General features: G+C 65.1%; 3 protein-coding genes. All 3 read right to left on the bottom strand.

The window, feature by feature from the left end; translation table 11 throughout:
- On the bottom strand, positions 1 to 1,218 hold a 1,218-nt coding region (locus tag B2Z70_RS09850), incomplete at its 3' end, for a multidrug effflux MFS transporter (protein ID WP_292982912.1).
- A 44-nt stretch (positions 1,219 to 1,262) separates the two neighbouring features.
- Positions 1,263 to 2,138 (bottom strand): enoyl-CoA hydratase-related protein, encoded by an 876-nt coding sequence (locus tag B2Z70_RS09845; RefSeq protein WP_292982910.1) that lies wholly within the window; start codon positions 2,136 to 2,138, stop codon positions 1,263 to 1,265.
- A 72-nt stretch (positions 2,139 to 2,210) separates the two neighbouring features.
- On the bottom strand, positions 2,211 to 2,966 hold a 756-nt coding region (locus tag B2Z70_RS09840), incomplete at its 5' end, for a redox-regulated ATPase YchF (RefSeq protein ID WP_292982908.1).

The raw sequence follows: 2,966 nt of genomic DNA, 5'->3' as shown, positions 1-2,966 counted from the left end.
GACGCCGAACAGCTTGCCCTTCTCGGTCCACAACACGATCAGAAAGGCGATGGCGCCCAGCACCGTGAAGCCCAGGGTGATGGGCAGGACCGTACCGTCATAGCCCTGGCCGATCACCGAGCCCAGCACGGCGCCCGCCATGGCGGTGGAGGAGCCGTAGAGCGCCGCGGTCGTGCCCGCCCGGTCGCCGGCGGGCTCCATGGCGAGCGCGGAAAAGTTCGCCCCGATCATCGAGAACAGCATCAGCGCCGTCATCAGGAGCAGGAAATAGGCGAGGAAGGGCGGCTTTCCGAAGAAGGCGAGGGTCAAGTTCGCGCCATTGACCAGCAGATAGGCGATGAGCGCGGAATGGGAGATGCGGCGCATGCCCAGACGGCGCACGATCTTGGCGTTGACGATATTGGCGCCCGCAAGGCCCAGCGCGATCACCGCGAAGGCGATCGGAAACATCGCGCCCAGCTCGTAGAGTTCCGCCAGCACCTGCTCGGATGTCGCGATGAAGGCGAACAGCGCCCCCATGATGAAACAGGACGCCGTCAGATACCCCAGCGTGATGCGGTTGGATGCGGCGAGCGCGTAATTCTTCATTGCTGAGCCGAGGCGCAGTTCGATCCGCTTTTCCGGATGCAGGGTTTCAGGCAGGCGCGTCATCATCCACAGCGCCAGCGCGCTCGCCATCACGAAGAGGAAGATGAAGATCACCCGCCAGTCGCCGCCGAACAGGATCAGCTGTCCGATGCTGGGCGCGAGGATCGGCGCGACGGTGAACACGGTCATGGCGAAGGACATGATCTCCGCCATGCGCCGTCCGGAGACCAGATCGCGCACGATCGCGACGGCGATCACTCGTGTGGCGGCCGCGGCGACGCCCTGCAGCGCGCGGGCCGCCACAAGCGCCCACAATCCCTGGGAGACCAGGCACAGCACCGTCGCCGCCAGATAGGCGACCAGCGCGATCAACAGGGTCTTGCGCCGCCCCATGGCGTCCGACAAGGGTCCGAAGCCCAGTTGCGCCAGACCGAAGCCGAACACGTAGGAGGTGATCACCAGCTGGCGGTCATTGCCGGGCGCGCCAAGCGCATGGCCGATTTCAGCCAAGGCGGGCAGCAGGATGTCGATCGAGAGCGCGTTCAACGCCATCAGGCAGCCGACCATGGCGATCAGCTCCCGGACAGCGATCTGGGGGCGAAGCGGATCGGGAGATTGCAGGTGCTGCATCGGGGGCTCCTCAGCGTCTCCCGACCCCGTTACAGGCTGGGACGTCAGTATTCGGGGTCCTGGTCCCAGGGCCAGCCGGGCGGATAATCCGCCGGAACAGCGCCGGGAAAGTCGGGGGTACGCTTCTCAAGGAAGCTTGTCACGCCCTCAGCCGCATCCGGCGACATGCCGCGATGGAGAATCGCCCGGCTTTCCAACCGATGCGCCTCCATGGGATGGCTCGCGCCCATCATGCGCCACAACAGCCGCCGGTTCATCGCGACCGAGACGGGGGCGGTGTCGCGAATAAAAAGATGCGCCCGTTCCAGCGCGCGCTGAAGCACGGCTTCGGGGGTGTCCGCCAGTTCGCTGACGAGCCCGCGCTCGTGCGCCTCTTCCGCCAGGAAGGTCCGGCCCGACAGCCCCCAGTCGAGTGCGGCCTCCACGCCGACCAGTCGGGGCAGGAACCAGCTCGCGCAGCCGTCCCAGGCGATGCCGCGCTTGGTGAAGGGCAGGGCGAACTTCGCCCCCTTCAGCGCCACGCGCGCATCCATGGGCAGGATCATGGTCGCGCCGATGCCGACCGATGCGCCATTGATGGCGGCGACGACCGGCTTCTCGCTGTCATAGATGCGCAGGTTCAGGCGTCCGCCGAAATCGCGCCATTTCGGATCGGTGTCCACCAGCTCGCCCTCGGCCTGAGCTGTTGCGACGGCGTTGAAGGTCTCCGCGCCCAGCGACAGGTCCGCCCCGGCGCAGAAGGCCCGGCCTTCGCCCGTGACGACCATGGCGCGCACCTTTGGATCGGCGTCCGAGCGGTCGAACGCGTCCGCCATCTCCTCGCCCATCTGGGTGGTGAAGGCGTTCATGGCGTCAGGCCGGTTCAGGGTCAGGAGCGCGATTGCGTCCTGCACCTCATAGCGGATGGTGGAATAGCTCATATCACTCCCCGGATGTGTTTTTCCGGGGAGCTTAAGCGCTTAATGCTGAGCCGTCAGCCGTTGTGTGAGGCTCTAGACGTTGAACTTGAACAGCATGACGTCGCCATCCTGAACGACGTATTCCTTGCCTTCCTGGCGCAGCTTGCCCGCTTCGCGCGCACCGCTCTCTCCGCCATTGGCGACATAGTCGTCAAAGGCGATGGTTTCGGCGCGGATGAAGCCGCGTTCGAAATCGCCATGGATGACGCCCGCCGCCTTGGGCGCGGTCCAGCCCTTGCGAATGGTCCAGGCGCGAGCCTCTTTCGGGCCGGCGGTGAAATAGGTCTGCAGGTCCAGGAGGGTGTAGCCCACATGGATCAGACGATCGAGGCCCGGCTCGTCCAGGCCGATCTCTGAGAGGTATTCGGCGCGCTCGTCATCTTCCAGCAGCGCCAGCTCGGATTCGATCTTGGCGGAGATCACGACGCAGGCCGCGCCTTCCCTGGACGCTCGCTCTTCCACCATTTTGGAGAATTCATTGCCGGTTCCGGCGCTGTCTTCGTCCACATTGGCGACGAACATCACGGGTTTGGAGGTGAGGAGCTGGAGCATTTTCCACTCCTTGCCCATGTCCACTGGCACATCGGCGTTACGGGCCGGACGGCCTTCGCGCAATTCGGCCAGCGCCAGGTCCACGAGCTCGATGGTGGCTTTCGCCTCCTTGTCGCCGGACTTGGCTTTCTTCTCGAGATTGGCGCGGCGCTTTTCGAGGCTTTCCATGTCCGCGAGCATCAGCTCGGTCTCGACGGTCTCGAAATCGGCCAGCGGATCGATCTTGCCGGCGACGTG

Source organism: Oceanicaulis sp. UBA6590 (assembly GCF_002433705.1).
In the GTDB taxonomy this organism is placed as follows: domain Bacteria; phylum Pseudomonadota; class Alphaproteobacteria; order Caulobacterales; family Maricaulaceae; genus Oceanicaulis.
Note: the sequence above shows the minus strand (reverse complement) of the source record. Positions and strands in the feature narration are given on the sequence as shown.